Source organism: Nitrincola alkalisediminis (assembly GCF_009821115.1).
GTDB classification, from domain to species: Bacteria; Pseudomonadota; Gammaproteobacteria; order Pseudomonadales; family Balneatricaceae; genus Nitrincola; species Nitrincola alkalisediminis.
In genome coordinates this window covers 1-2,351 of the sequence record NZ_VYTY01000024.1, presented here as the reverse complement: position 1 = coordinate 2,351, position 2,351 = coordinate 1, and the positions used below count along the sequence as shown (strand labels likewise).

Annotated in this window: 4 protein-coding genes; all 4 read right to left on the bottom strand. The window is 44.5% G+C overall.

The window, feature by feature from the left end; translation table 11 throughout:
* On the bottom strand, positions 1-325 hold a 325-nt coding region (locus tag F5971_RS18240; protein ID WP_193496561.1), incomplete at its 3' end, for an Rpn family recombination-promoting nuclease/putative transposase.
* Between the two features lie 143 nt (positions 326-468).
* Positions 469-843, bottom strand: a complete 375-nt coding sequence (locus F5971_RS18235; RefSeq protein WP_036514951.1) for a hypothetical protein — start codon at positions 841-843, stop codon at positions 469-471.
* Positions 844-1,214: 371 nt separating this feature from the next.
* Complete coding sequence (locus tag F5971_RS18230; RefSeq protein WP_193496559.1) at positions 1,215-1,517, bottom strand: RpnC/YadD family protein; 303 nt, start codon at positions 1,515-1,517, stop codon at positions 1,215-1,217.
* Between the two features lie 359 nt (positions 1,518-1,876).
* Positions 1,877-2,351, bottom strand: a 475-nt coding sequence (locus F5971_RS18225) for a nuclease/transposase family protein (RefSeq protein ID WP_484549431.1), incomplete at its 5' end; no start/stop codon positions are given.

The window sequence follows — 2,351 nt, the reverse complement described above, 5'->3', positions numbered from 1 at the left end:
CATAATCCATCCCCGCATCCAACTGCTCACTCAACATCCGCGCCAAATAATACGCACTGCGCTTACCCCACGCATTGTAACGGCGGACCTGCATCTCAATATTATAGCGGTTATTCTCCACATCCTGCGCCAACACATCCAAAATGATGTATTTGCCTGTCAACTCAGCTGGATTAATGCTTGGATTTAAAACCTCTACCGATGTAATACTCGGCAAATCTGGCCGCACATCATTGATCAAATGCACCAACAAATCCGGCGCTTCAGCAAAAATGCGTTTAAACACATAGTCATTACGGGGGTCTAACAAATCGAAATTTTGCATGATGATCATCCTGATCTTTATATTGTTTATCCTTTAAAAGCCGTAAACCCAACTTAGCCGCTGAATCTACCACCTTAACTTTAATGCTTAGATGCAATCAGTTGCAAATCTTCCAAACTAGCTCTGTCATAGATTTCAATATCTTAATCACTTTCTTTTTTCAAGAGGCTATAAAGGTCCTCAGGTTTTCTAATATCATCGATGTTAATATTTTTACCATACTTTCTGTTAAGCACGCTGGCAGCAAATTTCGCTACCGTACGCTCGATAGGTGATACAAACAAATCACTCGGGGTTTGAGCATCAACAATGTTGATCATCCAACTCTTAACCGTCAAAAGGTCAGCTTCCTCCACTCTCGCAGTGATAGCATCATCTGGCGCACCAAATGCATGCTCGTATAATTCAAAAAATGTTTCCTTTATGACATTGTCCAGTAGGAGCATTACCTGTTCTTTTGTAAGCGTATCTGGAATATCAGAATCAGCAAGCGAATTGCCATAGTTATAGTGCCCCATATCCTACCTCGTCTCCGTTAATAAATACTCTATACCATCAGCATGTGCGGCAATGATCCTATCCTGAGAGCAGTAAAAGGCTATTGCATTGAGGGTTACAGCTGACGAGCAACCCTATATCTAATAGAACTTTATCGACTAGTGGCACAAGCGTATATAGGAATAAATCCTAAAAATTGAACTGGATGTCACAACGGTTGAGTGGGCGTAAATCGCACCGAATTCTTTCTCGATGCTGCTAGCACGCTGCCGAAGAAGTGCATACCGCATATGCGGCATTCAAGCCTACACGGACGTATTTACGGCGACTCTCTGGAAGGGGTGGGTAGAGTGCCCAAGCTAAACCACCGGCTTTGTGCCCCACTAACAAATCAGTGGTTAGCCTTAAGCCTCAAGTGTTCAACCTGGCCCACACTTAAACCTGACAGCTCTGCAATCATCACATCGTCCATTTCGGTACGGACGATAAGCTTAAGTGCAGTTTCACTCATCTGTGCTTGGCGACCTTTTTTAAGGCCTTGTGCTATGCCTTGCTCTATACCTTGCTCAATGCCTTTTTCAATGCCCTGCTCAAAACCACCCTCTCTCGCCTCCTTCAACAAGGTCGCTTCATCATGCATCGCCCGTTGACGCACAAATGCCAACCGACGCTCTTCATCATCTGCACTAATCATCTTCAATCGCTCCATTGCCTTTCTCACTGGCTCATAGGGTATGTCCGGCAATGCTCCAGAAAGGAGTATCAACCTTTGTAACCTTAAAACGCCTTTAAGAAATCGTGTACACCACAACGCTACCCAAGGCACTCTACCCATCACTTTCAGAGAGTGCATGCCGCATGGATGCGGCATTCAAGCCTACACGGACGTATTTACGGCGGCTCTCTGGAAGGGGTGGGTAGAGTACCTCAAACTAAACCATCGGCTGTATGCCCCACTAACAAATCAGTGGTTGGATTTAAGCCTCAGTTGAATAGACTGAGAGAGCAATGCTTAAACTTGATCTCTCAGGCATAAAACATTTCCATGTCAGATTAATGCTTACCATCATCACGTAAAACCATAACCTCTGACTCGCTCAAACCTGATGCTTGCGCAATCTGAGCATCGGTTAAAACATTCATTGATATTAAATTTAGAGCCGTTTCACGCATTTGGACTTGGCGACCTTTTTCAACGCCTTGTGCAATGCCTTTTTCAATTCCTTGCTCTATACCTTGCTCAATACCTTTTTCAATGCCCTGCTCAAAACCACCCTCTCTCGCTTCCTTCAACAAGGTCGCTTCATCATGCATCGCCCGTTGACGTACAAATGCCAACCGACGCTCTTCATCATCTGCACTAATCATCTTCAATCGCTCCATTGCCTTTCTCACTGGCTCATAAGGTATATCCACCATCTGAACCAGACTCTGCCAATGTTCCAAAAACTCGATCCAAAACCTCAAAGACCCCGAACTCAACTCTAATCGATCTGCCTTTTTCAGTTCGATCAAATTGACCTGCAAC